Here is a 15,665-nt window from a genome sequence, read left to right on the forward strand (position 1 = left end):
ATCAATCCTTCCATATTTTTGCACCGGAGTTGTTCGCACGTGTCAGGACAACGTTGCCGCCAACGGTATCATCAAGGAAAAGCTGTGCTTCCTTTCTTATCTGTTCAGCCATACGTCTGTGGTCCACAATACCAAATACCACAGGTCCAAAAGAGCTCATTCCTGCACCTGCTGCCCCAAGGTCCTGCATGAACTCGATAAGGTCCCGCACAGCCGGTGACTGCAAAGCAACCTCTCGTTTCTTGAAACCAACTGACTGCAAATGGTTCAGGGCCATTCCGAAGTTTTCAATATCGCCCTCTATGATAGAAGGCATCATCTGCATCAGCACAACATGACTGACTTCCTGTACTTCCTGAAGAGGAATAGGACACTCTTTTTTGAATATATCCACTTCCTGGGCATCATGTGCCCCTTTGGAATCCGGAAGTGCCAGTATGATGTCCCACTCTGGAAAGTCATGCCTGAAGATCACCGGAGCTGGATCCGCCCTGCTGGCAGATGAAGGGGAAAATGACCCCTTATCACTGAACTTATGCCCGCAATCAACAAGGAAACCGCCATTTTCAAAAGAAGCAACACCTATACCGGAAGTACCACCCCTGCCAACCCTGATGGCAAGTTCGTTGACGCTCAACCCAAGATCGTAAAGTTCGTTAACTGCCGCTGCAGCGCTCAGGGCTATCTGGGTACCTGACCCCAGACCAACATGAGGAGGCATATCTTCTTCCACATGAACCTTTACGCCTTCACCTTCGGGAAGTAAAGCTTCCACAGCAGCATGCACCCGGTCTGAAAGGCTTGATCCACCTGTAATTTCGATCCCATCATGCTTTTCAGCACTCAGTGTGATATTAGGCGAATCAAGGGTTATCCCCACACCGCCATCCACCCTTCCGAGCTCTGCATTCATGTCTATTAAAGACAGATGCAACCTGGATGGAGATCTTATTTTTATCATGCTCGTTTATCAGCGTTCATAATATTAAACACTAACACCCGAACGGGAAGAGCGTTTGTTTTTCACAAACCACCACCCTACCCCCAATACTTTCCTGCTGAACATGAACCTCAGCAGAGGGGGAATAAAAGACCCGATGCGGAACCGGATATCGCCTGACATGTTCACATCTAACCCCTCTTCGGCAAACAGAGGATCAACAGAATAATGGAATTTCCTGCAACCACTGTGAACCACAGATGCCAGGGTGTGAAGATATCCGCAAAGCATCCCTGTATCTGCCGGGTCAGGAAGACCGTAGTCCAGGTCACAGGACAACTCACGAATATGTATGGCTGAAAGGATCCCTTTCAACAGGCTAAAGACAGGATCGCGGATACCATAGACCATACGTCCTTGTGTGTAATAATCATCAAAGGACTCCCGCATGCCAGATCCTTCCTCGAGATCGTTTTCCCCCTTGCCTTCCACTTTGCGTTTTATCCATTCCAGGGTGCCACCTTCATCGGCCTTACCCGAAGGCTTTTCTTTGTTGTCAGGTTCCTTTTCCAGAGTATTCTTCTTCGAGAAATGCGTCGAAAGGATTGTCCACTTCACATATGCCCTGCTATGAACGCCATTCAGATCGGCCCTTACATTGAAAACAACGTCTATCGGAGCTAACAGGACAAGCCCCAGTAAAAGAATAATGCAAAGGCTAAGCGAGTAGATGAGAAGTGACATGTTCAACCGCTTACGATGTTGTCAAAAGAAGTGATAGCGGATTATTCGCCATCATCCTCGGGCACATCGCCCTCAGGTTCTTTTCCTTCACTCTTTTTCATCTTCCCTTTTGCAGATTTAATCTTCTCGAACACTTCCGGGACGGCTTCGATCAGTTTCCCGAAATCGCTCTTTCCGGAAAGGGTCATCAGGCGAACACCTTCTTCCTCGATCACGAGGAAAGCAACAGGCTCGATCTTAGCACCGCCACCGCCACCACCGCCGAATCCGGTTTCAGTTTCACCTTTGGTGCCTTCTCCGCCACCGCTGCCAAAACCAAAGGAAACCTTGGTAACAGGGATGATGGTCTTGCCCCCGGCAACTACTGGTTCTCCGATCACTGTCTTTGCACTGACCATCCGCTCAAGCTCGGTGGTCACTTCTTTTATAACATCTTCGACTCCCATATCGATAACCTCCCAATTATCCGGAAGCTGGATCACAACACCCGGATATGTGCTATATAAAAGAAATTATGGTGGACAACAGTATAAATGTATCCCCACAGGAATACATTTTAAAATTTAAAATGCCGTTACTGCCCCTCGTTGTCCATGAAGAAGTTCATCAGCGAATACTTCACTTTCTCAGGGTCCACATCCACGAACTCTTTACTTTCTGCAGGCGGGAACACATCGAAGACAGCAAACTTGCCGAACCTCTGCTTTGAATCGGTCAGGAACCTGCCATCAAGAAGTATGCGTGCACCGTAATCCTCAGGGGAACGGACAACCCTGCCCATGGCCTGCCGGATCTTGCGTATCGTTGGAACTTGTATGGCATATTCCCATCCTGCACCGTAACCAAAGACATGATCATATGCTGATTCCACTGCATTCATCCTGTCATTGAGGGCCGGATAACCCACCCCTACGATAATAACGGTGCGACCCCTGCCATCACGGTAATCTATACCCTCACTCAGGGTTCCCCAGAGATAGGACATCAGTACGGCCTTGCCACCGGACTCACCTATAGTAAAGAATTCCTGCCTGACTTCCTGGGAAGACACACCGACCTCATCAAGGAAGATAGGGACATCTATTCTGGGTTCAACTTTTGAATAGAACCTCTTTGCCTCAAAGGAGCTCTGGAAAAAGATGATAACATTCCCCTTTGAATGCTCAATTGAATCCAGGAGGACCTGTTCCAGCAACCCGACCGTATGCGGATCATCCCGGTTCTTGGCAAAGAGAGGAGGAATGGACACTGCAATTGAAAGGCGTTTTTCTTCCGGGAAGGAGGTGCCGAAGGATATCTCGCAGGTTTCCCGTGTGATCCCAAGTGTCTTCTTCACCATCTCGAACGGATGAAGTGTCGCTGACATCAGTACACCTGAGAACAGGGAATTGAAGAGCGGTTCTGTAACGTTTTTAGGGATACATGTGAACAGTTCCACGCGACCGTAGATCTCATCGTTCATATCCCTGCGGACATTTAGTATAGGATAATAGTTAGGATTATGGGACAGCTCCAGGTAAGCTGAAAGGAAATCTGCAACATACCGAATGTGGGAGCGCTTCATAACACCAGTTAAACCTTTCTTATACTGGTCACGGTAGGTCTCATCGAGTTTTGCCCCGATCTCGCTTGCCTCTGAGAGAAGTATCTGGATCTCATCCTTGTCACCAAAATCCTCCTTTGCGTTGCGAAGGAACCTTGCACGTACTATGTCGTTGCGGTCATAGGGATCACTGATACGCATATCATACCAGTTCTTCCTGACACGTTCGCGCTCACCGAACTTGAACCTGGAATTGTAGGTTTCGGTAATAACATCCTGGAAGACCTTGAACAGGTTATGGATATTGTCATCTGCCAGAAGGTCGATGTTGGCCTCAAGTTCTGCCCTTGCTTTTTCGATGGAATGCTCGGTCAGGGAGATAGATGAATGGGAACGTGCTGCCGATTCAATGTTATGCGCTTCATCAAAGATAGCGATGACATCCTGGGGTTCCTTTTCAAGCCAGCCCAGTACCGTTGAGAAGATATCCGCATTCAGCACATGATGATAATTGCATATCAGAAGATCCGCATGCTTGAGCTCACGTTTTAGCAGCTCATATCCACACATACCATTTTGAAGAGCATGGTCATTGACCTCTTCAGGAGTGCGTACTTCTTTAAAGAGCCAGTCACGGAACTTTTCACTATCGGACCTAAGCACCTCATAAAGGTCATTGCAGGACCGATCACGCAGGCCTTTGGCCTTCTCTTCCAGGGCATCGAGCTCCTTTGCAAGTTCATCGCGAAGTGCTACAAAGGCCTGGTCATGGGATTTCTTGTAACTTTCTCTTGCGGACCTGAGCTCCTGCCGCTTAAGATGCATTTCCCGCTCGGCTTCCATAAGCTCAAAGGTGTTCTCCCTTTTGACAGAGCACTCCTCATAATCCGCTTCATGGGGACACATTGTGGTCTTCCCTTTCACAATAGCAACCTTGACATCATGCATCTTCTTGATGTCCCGGGCTTCATTGATGAACTGGACCATCTGCTGATGTACATTCGTAGCTATAATGACAGTCTTGTCAAGCTGCTTACCCACGTGAAGTGATGGTGACAAGGCACTCAGCGTCTTGCCGGTTCCGCATGCGCCCTCAAATAGTACGAACTGCTTCTGTAGAAGGGCAGAATGTATTCGGTCCATTGCCTCCTTCTGGTTATTATAACATGAACTCTTGGGAAAATATTTCATATACGCGGGATTGTCACTCATCGCACACCCTATGTATTCACCCTACTTTAATGGTATGATGGATCCTCAGTCCAGAGGTCTTACCGACACAATGTCCTCTGCAATAACACGATCTGTAGTACTATCAAACACCTTAACAGTCATCAGAGTGCCTTGCCTGAAGCCGTAATTATTAGAAGTATCCGAGTAACCCCCTACACTAACACGGACCGTGGAAGCATCCGTACCATTTATACTGTCATCACCATTAAGCACCAGGAACTCACCGGCAGACCACAGACCATCATCGATGCATGGATTATTGCTCTTGTAGGTTGCACATGTACCGGAAGGTGTCAGGTCGTAATATTTTGCAGTTACCTGCCCGTACACCTTGAACCCGCCATGCCCCACTTTACCTACATAGCTGCTTCCATCGCCACTTAGGACCACAAAAGTGGAGTCAAGGTCCAGCGGGTCTCCGCCTTTGTGTTCGAGTATCACATAGTTCTCTTTATACTGTACTGAATTAGGAACGCCGCCAACAGCATCTTTGACCTCTATCATAGCCATGGGCGTAGAAGAGGAAATGCTTCCAAAGATACCATCACCAATTACTGCTGCTGCCACCACACCTCCAAGAAGCACGGTCAGCATGACCAGCAGAAGCGCTCCGATTATTGGTGCTACTGCACCATCGTTTTTTAGGATCGCTAACATAATCTCAACCAACCGGGTAGATTGCAGAGGAATATTAAAGATTTTTGACAGACAGTTGCTATATATAAAACAAGAACTTGAATTGAACCCACTTTTTTAAAAATAGGAGATTCAATTTATTGAAAAGTATACCCTGAAATAGCAATGAATAGCCAGATATATACATAGCCGGTCTTACTAGTTTCTTAAAAGTGAGAAACGTGTTTGGATAATCGATAGCTTTTTATCTAACTTATTTAATGGGTATATTGCAAAATTTGCAACTAATACAAGTTAAACCAACTTGAATAGGAGAAAATAATAATGGTAGCAGTAATTAACAGAGATGAATGTGTAGGATGCGGAACATGTGTAGATGACTGCCCATCCGAAGCAATTTCAATGGACGGCGACAACATCGCTGTAGTAGATGCTGACGAATGTATTGACTGTGGTGCATGTGTGGACTCCTGTCCAACAGATGCGATCACAATGGAATAAGCCTGCTTATTCCATTTATCTTTCTATTTTTCTATTAATTATTTTGTATTGTATCATATTTTTTGTTTTGCATCTTTTGTTTTGCATACTGTTTATTTCAATTGCTGATTTAGATTCAGTCATTTCACATTGATCATTATCAGAAGAGTTACGTTTCAGATCCGAGCGTACATTTAATAGTTAACACGGTTGAGTGAACAATAACTTTTTTACCCGCAACCAAAAATAAAGCTATAGGATGTTGTTCATTGTGGCGATAGATTTAAAGCATTGACAACGTTAGGAGTAAAGATCATCATGTTAGTTGTATTATCAGTAGGTGGATCCATACTCGCAAAGGACCTGGATCCTGAGCATTTTGTTGCTTATGCTTCCGCACTCAGGGAACTGGGACGTGAACATAAGTTAGTGATAGTAACCGGTGGCGGTGTTGCAGCAAGGAATTACATAGACGTTGCAAGAAGTGTCGGAGCAAACGAAGTTGTATGTGATTTTATTGGAATTGACATCACAAGACTCAACGCCCAGCTCCTGATCGCAGCACTTGGAAAAGATGCGTACCCTGAACCACCCACCAGCTACAAGGAAGCTGAATCTGCCCTTGCATCCGGAAAGATAGTGGTAATGGGAGGAGTTATTCCAGGCCAGACCACAGATGCGGTTTCCGCAGTTCTTGCCGAATATCTCAATGCAGACATGATGGTGATCGCAACATCCGTTGACGGTGTATATTCAAGTGATCCAAGAGAAGACCCCAATGCAAAGAAATATGATGTCATGACAGCAAAGGAACTTGTCAGCGTCGTAATTTCAACAGAAATGAAAGCCGGATCCAAATCACCTGTAGACCCTCTTGCTTCCAAGATCATTGAGCGCTGCAACATTGATACCATCGTAATGGATGGAACTGATCCCGAAGATGTACTTCAGGTCGTACTTCAGGAATGTTCAAAAGTAGGAGAGATAACCGGAGTACACCTTGGAACACGTATAATCGGCTGATATAAAGACAAATGCAGGGCTGATAAACGACATTTTTCATTGATGGCAAAATAAACTTGTGATGGAGATTGAATAAAAACCATCACAGGAAAGCATCTTTTTTTGGAATATTTTTATATAATAGCATGATACATCTATATTAATACATATATGTTTGAGGTTAAATCTACAGTCTAATTACAGCATTCCGTGAAAATATGGCTGGGTTCAGTAATAAATTGAAGAATCTTACAAAGGGGATTCTTCGAAAAAATGGGAGCAACGGACAGGAAGGTTCACCTTTCGATTCACAACCGTCTCCGTTTGATTCACCGCAATCCCCTTTTGCAGCAGGCCCCCTTGATTTTGGTGATGCCACTAATTCTCCCGGAGGGTCACCTTCGGGACCACCGGTAGGTTCGCCTTTCGGAGCTGCACCCTCATTCACTTCACCGGCAGGTGCAGGTGGAGAAAACACCAAGGAAACTGAACCTGTTGACAATAAACAGATCAACGAGAATGCTGAAAAGATCAAAGCGCTTGAGTCCAAACTCTCAAAAGTAGATACAGCCATATCTACAGTCCAGAGAGAAAGCCAGAGTGTGAAGACAACAGTGGAAAAGATAGACCAGAGCGTACTGGAACTGCTTTCGCTTTACGAGCTGGTCTCGAACCAGGTAAATCCTTTTGTTGGAGATGAGCTTGGTGGTCGTGCCACCATTGAGCGTTTTGAAAAAGCTGATAAAAGGATAGCTGAAGTTGCTGATTTTGTAATGATGCTCCAAAAAGAGGTAGAAGGACTTAACCAGAGCATACAGATACCAGGACTTCCTGCTGAAACTGAATCAAAGATAGAGAATATAACTACAAAAATGGATGTGTTTGCAGATTCTCTTGTTACACTTCAGGAAAGCGTTACGGAGATCGCATCCCAGGTCAAGGATGCGTACGAAAGGGAAAAGCAACTTGACATGGACATCGTGGATATTGCACAAACAACAAGTACCTTTGCAGGCAGGATAGGCGAACTTGAGAAGATCGACCTTTCCGAGCTACAGGAAAAAGTGGAACAGGCAATTCTAAAACGATCACAGGTGGCCGATGAGGCTATTTCAAACCAGACCGATGAATACGGACAGCCGGTGAATGGGGGAAAGGAAGCAAGCGCAAGAAACCCCATAGTCCGTCTGGAGTCCATTAAGAAGAACCCTATGAGCGTCGTGGTCCTGCTGAACTGGATAGAGTTCCTGATGGAACGTGTCGGCAGAAACAACCTTATGGATGCTCTTGATTATTATGTTGATATTGGCTGGATAAGTGAAGAGGTCAGATCAGAGATCATGGCCTATGCCAGAGGAATAGACTACTATGTGGAAAAACCCACATGGAGGCTTTTACCGGAAGATCACACAAAGTCACTGCTTTTCATCGAAAAACTTTGCGGACGCAAGATTGACAGGAACATGCTCAGCATGATCGACAGGGAGATGGCGAAAGTGAAACATGGGTTGGAGGAGCTTTATGGGATTTGAGACCACTGTTGTTATTTCCATATTCTTTGTCTCGATCCTTGTCCTCGGCACAAATTCCTACGCTGTGATGAGCAATTCAAATGATGTCATAAGCGATGCTGAAAGCATAAGGTATGAAATGCAATATACGAAACTGAACAGTGGAATATCCCTTGATTCAATGACATTGGACGATGAAAACTCCACATTTATGGTCGAGGTGACCAACAGCGGGAATATTGTCCTTGATTCTGATGAAATAAGTATACTTGTAGATGGACATCTCTTAAATTATGATTATTACCCGGAAACTGCAAAATGGTATCCAGGAGAGGAAAAAACATTTGCAGTTGAAGATGTCACCAAACCTGGATACAAAAGAGTGAAAATTATTACCGATAGTGGAGTGTCCGGATATCTTAGCGGTGTTCCGGATAAAATAAAGGATTAATAATTAAACTGAGATTATACTAGTGAATCGTAAAAGGTGTAGATATGGCGTTCCTAAAAAGCTCAGATACCCATTGTTTTATCAAAGACAGGAAGGCTGAGACTGCAATTACCCACATGATATTTTTCATAGCTGCCATTCTTATAGCTATGACCGTTATTGCAGTAATGTCTGCAAATGTCCAGTCACTTACAGGTGCTACTGCATCAAGCAGCAAGGTACTGTCGGAGCAAATAAAGACAGACATCACCATCATCAGCGATCCAAAGATAATACCATACGACAGTACTTCAAAAGAGTATACATTCTATGCAAAAAACACTGGCAGGACTGATCTGGATACCGAATACCTTGACGTGTTCATAGATGGCCTGCATGTTGATCCGGAAAATATAGAGATGGAATTTTTTGATCAGGATGTACTCTGGCGGCCAGGAGATACACTTGTTGTCAATATGAAAGTAACAGATGAAATGACCACAGGTGATCACAGAATACTGATCGCCACAGAAAATGGAAAGTCCGACTCAATGGATTTCAGGATATAAGAGAGGAAATATGCCATCGATTCGTTCTTTCGAGATTCCCAGAGATGAGTTCAATAGAAAACTTGGAGGAGGATTCCCAATGGGATCCCTTGTCGTCATCGAGGGAGGTAGTGGAGGAGGTAAAAGTACCATCTGTCAGCGTATTACCTACGGCCTGATCGAGGGAGACACAAGTGTTACTTTCATCTCCACACAACTCACAACAAAGGGATATATCAACCAGATGTACTCGCTTGACTATCCGATCGCTCCACACCTACTGAAAGGAAGACTACTCTATATCCCGGTAATACCCCTTATACAATCTGCAAAGTCAAGGATCGATTTCATTGAAAGATTAATGGGTGCAGAAGAACTATTCGAGAAGGATGTCATTGTAATAGACACAATATCTGCACTCATAAAGTACAGTGCAAACACTGAAAAAAGTCTGGAACTGATATCGTTCTTCAAAAAGCTTAATGGAATGGGAAAGGTCATAATCCTGACAATAGAAGCCAGTGAACTGGGAAATGAACTTGCATCGATGTTCCGCTCATCCTGTGATATTTATATGACACTGCAGTCAAAGGCAATGGCTTCTGAGGTAAAACGTACAGTTATTGTGAATAAGTTCACTGGGGCAAAAGGCCCTGTGGGGCAGATGATAGGTTTCAGGATCGAGCCAAAGGTAGGACTGGTCGTTGAAATAGCATCCGTCGTATAAAAAAACAAGCTGAGGAATATTAAGTGGAAGCTGAGTATCAAAAAACATTACAAAGAAACCCCCATCTGGGAGTTTACATCAAGGACTTTGTAAAAAGGACCGGCAATAACCCTGAGTTCGTAACCAGCCTCTCAAAAGATATACAGGACGATGGATACATCAACCTGATACTCCCTGTGGGAGATCCCGTTTTCATTCATCTGTACGGAACCCCCGAAATGGGAGAGATCGGATATTATACAATAGAACCTCCCCTTAATAATCTTGAAAAGGCGAAATACGATGCCATTATGAACATAATCCTTGAAAGGTCTGCAAACGAACCTGTCCCAAAGAATGAAGATAAATTGAAGGAACTCATTGGGAAACTTTTGACCGAAGTAGTGGATATCGGAGTAGGTGGCCAGATCGCCACTGACAATAAGTTGAGTTTAATAGAGAAACTCATCGCAAGACAAAAGAAAATTCCTGTTACCCAGCAGGAATTCAACAATCTGCAGTACCATATTGAAAGAAATATCATTGGTTCAGGGCCCATAGAACCAATAATCAGGGACCCCCACCTTGAGGACATACACAGCATAGGAATATCCGGAGTCTTTATCGTCCACAGGATACTGGGTATGATGAAAACAGACCTTTCTTTTGGAAATGAGGAAGGCCTTGACCACTGGCTCAGGAGCATGAGTGAAAGGATCGGCAGACCTGTAAGTGATGCCAGACCTATCGCCGATGGTGCACTTCCGGACGGATCGCGTATCAATATCGTTTACAGTCATGATGTAAGCAGGCGCGGAAGCAGTTTTACCATGCGTAAGTTCAGTGAGGTTCCGGTAAGTATTATCGAACTGATCATGTGGGGAGCTATCAGTTGTGAGATAGCCGCATACATGTGGATCTGCCTTGAGAATGGGATGAGTATATTCTTCAGCGGAGAAACTGCAAGTGGTAAGACCACCATGCTCAACGCGTGCCTTGCATTTGTTAACCCGAAATCCAAGATATTCACAGCAGAAGACACAGCAGAGGTGCAGCCACCACAGCCAGTCTGGCAGCAGCTGATAACCCGTGAGGACGGACCACCGGACTCAAGGGTCGACACTTTTGCACTCCTGAAAGCAGCTCTGCGGTCCAGACCGAACTATATCATTGTGGGTGAAATACGTGGGGAGGAAGGAGCAGTAGCTTTTCAGGGCATGCAAACAGGTCACGCAGTAATGGCAACATTCCACGCATCTGCTGTCACAAAGATGATCCAGCGTCTTACCGGTGACCCGATAAATATTCCCGTTACCTTCATTGATAACCTCAATGTTGCAATGATATTACAAGCAGTATATCGAAACGGAAAAATCATCAGGCGGTGCCTTGCTATTGAAGAGATAGAAGGATACTATGAAGATGCAGGCGGTGTCGTTACAAGAGCCGTTTTCCAGTGGGATCCGGATACCGACACCCATAATTTCAGGGGTATTAATAACAGTTTCATCCTTGAGAATAAGATCGCAACCAAACTCGGATATGAGGACAAGAGGCAGATATACAAGGAACTGATGTTGCGGGCAAGAATACTGGAAGAGATGAAAGAAAGAGAGATCAAGGATTACTACGATGTCCTTGAGATCATTATCAACTTCTACAAGTATGGTGTTGAAGGACTGCCTTTTGCAATATGAGGACAGATAAATGGACTTTCAAAAGGCATTCAACGCACTGGAAATGGAACCTAAAGCTTATGTGAAAAAAATAGCTTTGCCAGTAGTGTCTTTTGGATTTATCTTCTCGATCCTTATCTATGTGTTGTTACCGGGCCTCTTCACTGGAAGCGCTCAGATCATTCCTGCACTTATTCCAGTTATATGCATTATTTTTGCATTCTACTACCCTTTTGCGATACTTGGAAGTAAAGCTGCACAGATCGATAACAACATGCACTACTACATCACACAGATGGGGGCAATATCCACAGCTGAGACACCAAGGCTGGATATAATAAAGATAGTTTCCAAAAATGAGAGTTACAAGTTCCTTGCAAAGGAAAGTGAAAAGATATACAACCTTGTCACAGTATGGAACATGAGCCTTTCCGATGCATGCCGATTTACATCAAAGAGAACTCCCTCTGTCCTTTATGAAGACTTTCTGGACAGGTTTGCACATGGCCTCCAGTCAGGAGAGGATATCAAAGTTTTCCTTGCTGCAGAACAGAATGTCGTAATGAACGAGTATGAATCGATATACAACGGAGCACTCTATGCAATAGAGGTCATCAAGGAACTGTTCGTTTCCCTTATTATGGCACTGATATTCCTTGCTTCTTTTGCAGTGATCATACCTGTCATTACCGGAATGGATGCTGTTCTGCTGATGAGCATAGTTGTTAGTGTTTTCGTAGTAACTGATATTGTGATGATCACTTTTACAAAATCAAAGGTCCCGAAAGACCCTATCTGGCAACAGACAAAAATAACAACAAAAGCCAAGACAAAATTATACCAGTCCATCCCAATTTCATTTGCAGGCTGTATTATCGTCGCCATAGCTGTCATATTATACGGCAAACTGGAACTGCCTATTGCTGTTGCAGCAGTAATGACACCACTGGTATATATAGGCCATGTTGCAAAAACAATTGAAAAAGAGATCAAACGTAAGGATGAGAACTATTCCTCGTTCATCAGGTCCCTTGGAAGTTCTGCAGGTGCAAGAGGAGGACTTATCGACGAGGCACTTAAATCATTGCGTATACATGACTTTGGCCCACTTACTGATGATGTTAATGCACTTTTCAAGAGAATAAACACCCGTGTGGACAAAAGTAAGTCATGGGACTTCTTTTCAGCCAGCACCGGAAGCAACCTCATACACCGGTTTAGCGCCATGTTCGTTGAAGCCACCAAACTCGGTGGACAGCCGGAAGTGATCGGTGATATGATCGCCACAAACTTCCACCGCATCGTAAATCTGAGAAAAAAAAGGTACCAGTCTGCTTCCAATCTTGTAGGAGTACTATACGGACTTACAGCAGGAATCGGTTTTACCCTTTATATCTCACTTGGAGTCGTTGACCTTATGCAGGACATGTTCACGACAATTTCGATGCCAGAAGGGATGGGTATGCGAATGATCCTGAACACGGACATAGGGAGTATAGAACTTCTTTCGGCTATGATATTGTTCATCATGATAGCACATTCACTCATGTCAGCGCTGCTAATCCGATTTGTTGACGGGGGGCATGTCCTCCGTTCAACGACAGATTTTGTGATTATGACATGGATTTCGGCTTTCAGCGCAGTGTTCACAACATCAGGCGTTGCATCCCTGCTTGGGGCCACGTGACAGAAACAGAGAGTTAACCTAAGAGATTCAAATTAATGTAGTCAAATCCGAAAATCGATGGTTTTCAAAATGAGTTGATAAAAACTAAATGAACAAATTATAAAAATAATAAAAAGTCAACCGGATGGGATCATCTATCCAGCATGTCCTTTATGTAATTTGCAATTGCCCTGCCAACCTCAATGGTACTGGCATCCCCACCAAGGTCAGGAGTAGTTATTTTTTCAAGTATGCTTTTGCCTACAGCCTCTTCAACGAGGTCTGCTTCTTTCTGATAACCCATCCATTCCAGCATCATCTTCATACTCAGGATAGCTGCTATCGGGTTTGCAATACCTTTACCTGCAATATCAGGACCGCTACCATGTACCGGCTCAAAGAAAGCATATTTATCCCCTATGTTCGCACTGGGAGCAAGCCCCAGACTGCCAACAAGTGCTGCTGACATATCGCTCAGTATGTCACCAAAGAGATTGGTCGTGACAACAACATCATACCTCTCAGGATATGTCATCAGGCTATATGCCATTGCATCCACCAGCATATCCCTGTGATCAACTCCTTCTGACCTTGCGGTCTCACGGCAGACATCCAGGAATAACGTATCCGACTTCAGTACATTGGATTTATGAACGATCATAAGATCATTCCGTCGCTCTTTGGCTAGCTTGCAGGCACTCTTTGCGATCCGCTCGGATCCTTTCCGGGAAACCACCCTTTTCGTATATGCCACATCATCATGAATCTCTTCGATGGATGAATACATACCTTCGGTATTTTCCCTCACGATCACAAAATCGAAATCACTTTTTCCGGTCACACCTGTTACACCGGGAAGAGGTTTGATCGGACGGATGTTCGCATACATGTCAAGCTCTTTGCGTATTGTGAGGAGCACACTCTTGTAATTGGGATCAGCCGGTGTGGTGATCGCTCCAAAAAGAACACAATCACAGCTTTTCAGCACATCAAGGTCATCGTCATCGATAGCTACCCCACATTTCTCCCACTTTCCATATCCTAATTCAAGCGGAACCTTTTCGATTGGAAGACCAAATACATCAAGGACCTCTACGGCCGCAGGGATGACCTCCTTACCGATACCATCACCTTCAACCACTGCAACTCTCATTTTTTCAGACATGATTCACTTCCTCTTCTCCGCAAGGTCCAGTGCCAGGTCCCTGACAGCTTCTGCCACAAAGAACTCAGATGCGCCCCAGTGGACCACAACGCCTTCGATACCGTTAATGGTAACCCGCCCGGACTTCTCGGAGCGACAGCACCTGGTGATAAAAGGCTTTGTGGGTTCGAAGATATCGGACTTGAAAGGACATATGTTCACCAGTGAATACTCAACATCCGGGAATCTGGTCTCAAAAAGCTTTTTAGATATCTCGCATCCCACGAGCAGAGTGCCATCCTCTGTTATTGTATCGCAATCAAGGAACTTGCCCTTAAGCCCGGAACAGGAACAAGGGAATACCGTCTTAGGACCTTCGAACTGGGAGAGATCTATAACGTTCTCAGTAAAGTGCACTCCGAAGTCCCCGAATATGCCACTTGCCTCAAGCCTTCGTACCACGTGGGAAAGCCATGAGGGTTCCGGAGGGATCACATCGACGATCTCGATGTCTATGATCTCAGACAGTGAGGGTTCATGCACGAACGTCACGTGATTGTCCACACCTGTGAATATGACGGTACTGACACCATCCTTGCAGAGGCCTGCAGCGATTTCAATAAGCTGTGCACGGTCCTTTATGTTCAGTTTTGCGTCATACTTTATGACCTGTTCACCTGATGCAACGAGGTCAAGCTTTTCCACATCACGCAAAAGGTCATCGCCTTGCTTTGTTACATGATAGATGGAATATTCGATATCATCCTCACCAACTTGGTGCTCAACGACCATGTATTCGGAAAGGAAATAGATGATGTTCTCCTCTGTATCATCAGGGTGTATCCCGGTCACACCTACATACTTGTATTCATCTGGAAATATCATGAGCCACTTTATTTGTCCTTTTCTTGTAAAGCCTTGCGATGTGCCACGAGCCCACCATCTGTGAGGATCTCAAGCAGGAAATCCGGAAGTTTGTTGCCCTTGAAATCTTTCCCGTTGACGCTGACGTTTCCTTCAAGCAGGTCAACTTCCACAGTGTCCCCTTCCTGACATTCAATGTCAGCTTCCATTAAGGGAAGTCCGACATTGATGGAATTCCGGAAAAAGATGCGCCCGAATGATTTCGCGACGACACAGGAGACCCCTGCATACTTAAGGGCAAGAGCTGCCTGCTCCCTTGAGGAACCACAGCCAAAGTTGTTCCCGCCGACCACGACGTCGCCCTTCTCGACCTTTTTAGAAAAATCAGGGTCAATGCCTTCCATCGCATGGTTAGCAAATACCTGCATATCAGTGGTTCGGAGATATTTTCCCGGAATGATAACATCCGTGTCAATATCATCGCCAAAAATCCATGCCTTTCCTTTGATCTTACTTTCCAATGTTGTCACCTGTGATGTAGG

At 44.9% G+C, this 15,665-nt stretch carries 16 protein-coding genes; 8 read left to right on the forward strand and 8 right to left on the reverse strand.

All coding sequences use genetic code 11. From position 1 onward, the window contains the following. Position 1: 1 nt before the first annotated feature. From LI82_RS11195 to LI82_RS11215, 5 genes are all read right to left on the reverse strand, one after another. A complete protein-coding gene (locus LI82_RS11195; RefSeq protein ID WP_048195796.1) occupies positions 2–961 on the reverse strand; it encodes a beta-ribofuranosylaminobenzene 5'-phosphate synthase in 960 nt (319 codons plus the stop codon). Between the two features lie 24 nt (positions 962–985). After that, on the reverse strand, positions 986–1,684 hold the full coding sequence (locus tag LI82_RS12610) for a DUF2953 domain-containing protein (RefSeq protein ID WP_052402915.1): 699 nt from the start codon (positions 1,682–1,684) through the stop codon (positions 986–988). 41 nt (positions 1,685–1,725) lie between these two features. Continuing rightward, on the reverse strand, positions 1,726–2,130 hold the full coding sequence (locus tag LI82_RS11205; RefSeq protein ID WP_048196307.1) for a GerW family sporulation protein: 405 nt from the start codon (positions 2,128–2,130) through the stop codon (positions 1,726–1,728). A gap of 128 nt (positions 2,131–2,258) precedes the next feature. Continuing rightward, positions 2,259–4,439 (reverse strand): ATP-dependent DNA helicase, encoded by a 2,181-nt coding sequence (locus tag LI82_RS11210; protein ID WP_048195797.1) that lies wholly within the window; start codon positions 4,437–4,439, stop codon positions 2,259–2,261. Positions 4,440–4,484: 45 nt separating this feature from the next. Then, positions 4,485–5,117 carry a type IV pilin N-terminal domain-containing protein gene (locus LI82_RS11215; RefSeq protein ID WP_052402917.1) on the reverse strand — a complete coding sequence of 211 codons (633 nt, stop codon included), beginning with the start codon at positions 5,115–5,117 and terminating at the stop codon, positions 4,485–4,487. A gap of 303 nt (positions 5,118–5,420) precedes the next feature. On the opposite strand from LI82_RS11215, the gene LI82_RS11220 reads away from it, so the two are divergent. The 8 genes from LI82_RS11220 to flaJ all read left to right on the forward strand — a co-directional run bounded on the left by LI82_RS11220 (position 5,421) and on the right by flaJ (position 13,136). Then, the gene (locus LI82_RS11220) at positions 5,421–5,597 is read left to right on the forward strand and encodes a 4Fe-4S binding protein (protein ID WP_048195799.1); all 177 of its coding nucleotides are present in this window, start codon (positions 5,421–5,423) and stop codon (positions 5,595–5,597) included. A gap of 297 nt (positions 5,598–5,894) precedes the next feature. Next, the gene (gene pyrH / locus LI82_RS11225) at positions 5,895–6,599 is read left to right on the forward strand and encodes a UMP kinase (RefSeq protein WP_048195800.1); all 705 of its coding nucleotides are present in this window, start codon (positions 5,895–5,897) and stop codon (positions 6,597–6,599) included. A 197-nt stretch (positions 6,600–6,796) separates the two neighbouring features. Next, positions 6,797–8,110: a FlaD/FlaE family flagellar protein gene (locus tag LI82_RS11230; RefSeq protein WP_048195802.1), complete on the forward strand. Its 1,314-nt coding sequence runs from the start codon at positions 6,797–6,799 to the stop codon at positions 8,108–8,110. Continuing rightward, positions 8,100–8,540: a hypothetical protein gene (locus tag LI82_RS11235; protein ID WP_048195803.1), complete on the forward strand. Its 441-nt coding sequence runs from the start codon at positions 8,100–8,102 to the stop codon at positions 8,538–8,540. The genes LI82_RS11230 and LI82_RS11235 overlap by 11 nt, the downstream gene beginning before the upstream one ends. Positions 8,541–8,584: 44 nt before the next feature. Beyond that, a complete protein-coding gene (locus tag LI82_RS11240) occupies positions 8,585–9,088 on the forward strand; it encodes a flagellin (RefSeq protein ID WP_048195805.1) in 504 nt (167 codons plus the stop codon). 10 nt (positions 9,089–9,098) lie between these two features. Continuing rightward, the gene (locus tag LI82_RS11245; protein WP_048195806.1) at positions 9,099–9,794 is read left to right on the forward strand and encodes an ATPase domain-containing protein; all 696 of its coding nucleotides are present in this window, start codon (positions 9,099–9,101) and stop codon (positions 9,792–9,794) included. 23 nt (positions 9,795–9,817) lie between these two features. After that, the gene (locus tag LI82_RS11250) at positions 9,818–11,470 is read left to right on the forward strand and encodes a type II/IV secretion system ATPase subunit (RefSeq protein ID WP_048195808.1); all 1,653 of its coding nucleotides are present in this window, start codon (positions 9,818–9,820) and stop codon (positions 11,468–11,470) included. Between the two features lie 10 nt (positions 11,471–11,480). Continuing rightward, positions 11,481–13,136: an archaellar assembly protein FlaJ gene (gene flaJ, locus LI82_RS11255; RefSeq protein WP_048195810.1), complete on the forward strand. Its 1,656-nt coding sequence runs from the start codon at positions 11,481–11,483 to the stop codon at positions 13,134–13,136. 130 nt (positions 13,137–13,266) lie between these two features. Here flaJ and LI82_RS11260 read toward each other — a convergent pair whose 3' ends face one another. The 3 genes from LI82_RS11260 to LI82_RS11270 are packed head-to-tail and all read right to left on the reverse strand — an operon-like array spanning position 13,267 to position 15,644. Next, complete coding sequence (locus LI82_RS11260; protein WP_048196310.1) at positions 13,267–14,268, reverse strand: isocitrate/isopropylmalate family dehydrogenase; 1,002 nt, start codon at positions 14,266–14,268, stop codon at positions 13,267–13,269. Between the two features lie 15 nt (positions 14,269–14,283). Continuing rightward, positions 14,284–15,144: a DUF7714 family protein gene (locus tag LI82_RS11265; RefSeq protein ID WP_048195812.1), complete on the reverse strand. Its 861-nt coding sequence runs from the start codon at positions 15,142–15,144 to the stop codon at positions 14,284–14,286. Positions 15,145–15,152: 8 nt separating this feature from the next. Further along, positions 15,153–15,644, reverse strand: a complete 492-nt coding sequence (locus LI82_RS11270) for a LeuD/DmdB family oxidoreductase small subunit (RefSeq protein WP_048195814.1) — start codon at positions 15,642–15,644, stop codon at positions 15,153–15,155. Positions 15,645–15,665: the final 21 nt, after the last annotated feature.

The organism is Methanococcoides methylutens (assembly GCF_000765475.1).
Lineage (GTDB): Archaea > Halobacteriota > Methanosarcinia > Methanosarcinales > Methanosarcinaceae > Methanococcoides > Methanococcoides methylutens.

Excerpts from the sequence above, each read along its gene's own strand:
- LI82_RS11195 (WP_048195796.1), bottom strand. The coding sequence starts at position 961 with ATGATAAAAATAAGATCTCCATCCAGGTTGCATCTGTCTTTAATAGAC.
- LI82_RS12610 (WP_052402915.1), bottom strand. The coding sequence starts at position 1,684 with ATGTCACTTCTCATCTACTCGCTTAGCCTTTGCATTATTCTTTTACTG.
- LI82_RS11205 (WP_048196307.1), bottom strand. The coding sequence starts at position 2,130 with ATGGGAGTCGAAGATGTTATAAAAGAAGTGACCACCGAGCTTGAGCGG.
- LI82_RS11210 (WP_048195797.1), bottom strand. The coding sequence starts at position 4,439 with ATGAGTGACAATCCCGCGTATATGAAATATTTTCCCAAGAGTTCATGT.
- LI82_RS11215 (WP_052402917.1), bottom strand. The coding sequence starts at position 5,117 with ATGTTAGCGATCCTAAAAAACGATGGTGCAGTAGCACCAATAATCGGA.
- LI82_RS11220 (WP_048195799.1), top strand. The coding sequence starts at position 5,421 with ATGGTAGCAGTAATTAACAGAGATGAATGTGTAGGATGCGGAACATGT.
- pyrH (WP_048195800.1), top strand. The coding sequence starts at position 5,895 with ATGTTAGTTGTATTATCAGTAGGTGGATCCATACTCGCAAAGGACCTG.
- LI82_RS11230 (WP_048195802.1), top strand. The coding sequence starts at position 6,797 with ATGGCTGGGTTCAGTAATAAATTGAAGAATCTTACAAAGGGGATTCTT.
- LI82_RS11235 (WP_048195803.1), top strand. The coding sequence starts at position 8,100 with ATGGGATTTGAGACCACTGTTGTTATTTCCATATTCTTTGTCTCGATC.
- LI82_RS11240 (WP_048195805.1), top strand. The coding sequence starts at position 8,585 with ATGGCGTTCCTAAAAAGCTCAGATACCCATTGTTTTATCAAAGACAGG.
- LI82_RS11245 (WP_048195806.1), top strand. The coding sequence starts at position 9,099 with ATGCCATCGATTCGTTCTTTCGAGATTCCCAGAGATGAGTTCAATAGA.
- flaJ (WP_048195810.1), top strand. The coding sequence starts at position 11,481 with ATGGACTTTCAAAAGGCATTCAACGCACTGGAAATGGAACCTAAAGCT.
- LI82_RS11260 (WP_048196310.1), bottom strand. The coding sequence starts at position 14,268 with ATGAGAGTTGCAGTGGTTGAAGGTGATGGTATCGGTAAGGAGGTCATC.
- LI82_RS11265 (WP_048195812.1), bottom strand. The coding sequence starts at position 15,144 with ATGATATTTCCAGATGAATACAAGTATGTAGGTGTGACCGGGATACAC.